We start from the raw sequence: 2,076 nt of genomic DNA, 5'->3' as shown, positions 1-2,076 counted from the left end.
GCAGCACGCCGCCGGGCTGCCCGAGGCGCGGCGCCCGCAGCGGGTGCTGTCGCGCGACTGGTGGGTCTACAGCTTCACCCAGCTCGCGCGCGCCGGCCGCGGCGAAGCCGAAGCGGCGGCGCCGGAGCCGGCCAGCCCTGTCATCACGTTCGAACGCGGCGCCGATGACGAGCCAGACATGCCCGTCGCGGACGGCAGCGGCGCGCATAGCAGCGCCGCGGTCGCGACGCCCGGCGATGCACGCTTCTCCGGCAGCCGCTTCGGCAACGTGCTGCACGAGGCACTGGAGCATGTCGACTTCGCCACCTGGTGCGACTGGCGCGACGATGCACCACCGCCCGGCCAGGCAGCGCCACTGCGCGATGCGCTGCGCGAAGCGGGTTACGCCGAGGGCGAGCTCGACGAGGGCGTCATGCAGCTGGCGGGGCTGATCGGGCGCACGTTGACCGTCGCCCTGCCCGAAGGCGCACGCCTGTGCGATGTGCCATTGCAGGCGCGGCGCGCCGAGATGGAGTTCCACTTCGCGCTGCAGCCGACCGACGTCGATGCGCTGCTGGCGACGCTGCATGCCCACGGGGTGGTGCCGCAACGCCATGCCTTCGGTGCGCGGCACCGGCTCGAAGGCCTGATGACCGGCAAGATCGACCTGGTTTACGAACACGCCGGCCGCTACTACGTGCTCGACTACAAATCCAACCGTCTGCCGGGCTATGACGCCGCCACCCTGGAGCGTGCGATGGCCGACAGCGAATACACCCTGCAGGCGCTGATCTACACCCTCGCGCTGCACCGCTGGCTGCGCTTCCGGCGCGGGGCCGAGTACGACTACGCGCGCGATTTCGGCGGCGTGCGCTACCTGTTCTGCCGCGGCCTGGACGCGCAGGCGCAGCCCTCGTCCGGCATCCACTCGCACACGCCGGCGCCGGCGCTGGTGGACGCACTCGACGCCCTGTTCGGCGCACGTGGAGGCCGCGCATGAGCCTGCTCGATGCGCTGTACCGGCACGGCGGGCTGCGTGCGCTCGATCATGCGCTGGGCCAGAGCCTGCGTCGGCTGGACCGCTCCGAACGGGGCAGCGACGATGGCCGCGCTGGCGATTCGGTGCTCGCCGCCGCCGCGCTGGCCTCCTGCGCCATCGGCCAAGGCCATGCCGCGTTCGATCCGGCGCGCCCACAGGCGCTGCTCGATGCCGCGGTCGACTGGCCCGCACCGCAGGCCTGGCTGGATGCGCTGGGCGGTTCGCGCTGGGTCGGCACGCCCGGGCCGGCCGAGGTCGCCCCGACCGATGTGCCGCTGGTGCTGGAAGCCGGGCTGCTGTACCTGCGCCGCTACCGCGAGTACGAGCGCCGCTTGGCCGCCGGGCTGCAGCGGCTGGCCGCGCAGTCGCCGGCGTGCTCGGACCCCGCCGCACTGGCACCGCTGTTCGCCGCGCTGTTTCCGGGTGCGGCCGCGGGCGCCGGTGACCAGCAGGCACGCGCGGCGGCGCAAGCGGGTGACCAACAGGCACGCGCGGCGGCCTTGGCGCTGCGCCGCGCGCTGCTGCTGGTCACCGGCGGGCCCGGCACCGGCAAGACCACCACCATTGCGCGATTGCTGTTGCTGCTGATCGCCCAGGCACGCGACGCCGGTAGCGAACCCCCGCGCATCGCGCTGGCCGCGCCGACCGGCCGCGCCGCCGAGCGCATGGCCGGCAGCCTGCGTCACGCGATCGACGGCCTGCGCGAGGTGCCGGGCATCGATGCGGGCCTGTGCGAGGCGCTGCCGGCGCAGGCGCGCACGCTGCACCGTCTGCTCGGCACGATCCCCGACAGCCCGCACTTTCGCCACGACGCCGAGCATCCGCTGCCGTTCGAGGTGATCGTGGTCGACGAGGCCTCGATGGTCGACCTGCCGCTGATGTGCAAGCTGGTCGAGGCGGTGGCCGATGGCGCGCGGCTGGTCCTGCTCGGCGATCCCGACCAGTTGCCGTCGGTCGAGGCCGGCGACGTACTCGCCGCGATCGTGGCCGCGGCCGGGCCGGACGACGCATGGCCGCCGGCGCTCGCCGCGGAGCTCGCGCCGTTGCTGCCGGACGCC

Annotated in this window: 2 protein-coding genes; both read left to right on the top strand. The window is 74.0% G+C overall.

From position 1 onward, the window contains the following. Positions 1 to 979 (top strand): PD-(D/E)XK nuclease family protein (locus tag ACJQWM_RS14210; RefSeq protein ID WP_411306924.1); only part of this gene is annotated, 979 nt, incomplete at its 5' end. Then, the coding region (locus ACJQWM_RS14205; RefSeq protein WP_411306923.1) for an AAA family ATPase at positions 976 to 2,076 on the top strand (1,101 nt) is incomplete at its 3' end. The genes ACJQWM_RS14210 and ACJQWM_RS14205, both read left to right, overlap by 4 nt.

The sequence above is a fragment of the Novilysobacter longmucuonensis genome, from assembly GCF_046600735.1.
GTDB classification, from domain to species: domain Bacteria; phylum Pseudomonadota; class Gammaproteobacteria; order Xanthomonadales; family Xanthomonadaceae; genus Novilysobacter_A; species Novilysobacter_A longmucuonensis.
This window is presented reverse-complemented; position numbering and strand designations above follow the sequence as displayed.